We start from the raw sequence: 281 nt of genomic DNA on the forward strand, positions 1-281 counted from the left end.
CACACTACCATCGGCGCTACGGCGTTTCACTTCTGAGTTCGGCATGGGGTCAGGTGGGACCACCGCGCTACAGCCGCCAGACAAATTCTTTTCTAAGTGCCGAACTTTAACCGAAAAACTGGTGCTGATACCCAGAGTCGAACTGGGGACCTCACCCTTACCAAGGGTGCGCTCTACCAACTGAGCCATATCAGCACACTAAATTTGATGCCTGGCAGTTCCCTACTCTCGCATGGGGAGACCCCACACTACCATCGGCGCTACGGCGTTTCACTTCTGAG

The 281-nt window shown here is 54.8% G+C and carries 1 tRNA gene and 1 rRNA gene; both read right to left on the bottom strand.

From position 1 onward, the window contains the following. Window positions 1–81 (bottom strand): 5S ribosomal RNA (rrf, locus tag OGY09_RS00230); the annotation flags it as partial. A 38-nt stretch (window positions 82–119) separates the two neighbouring features. Further along, window positions 120–195, bottom strand: a tRNA-Thr gene (locus OGY09_RS00235). Window positions 196–281: the final 86 nt, after the last annotated feature.

It is taken from the genome of Citrobacter sp. Cpo071, assembly GCF_030332765.1.
In the GTDB taxonomy this organism is placed as follows: Bacteria; Pseudomonadota; Gammaproteobacteria; order Enterobacterales; family Enterobacteriaceae; genus Citrobacter; species Citrobacter portucalensis.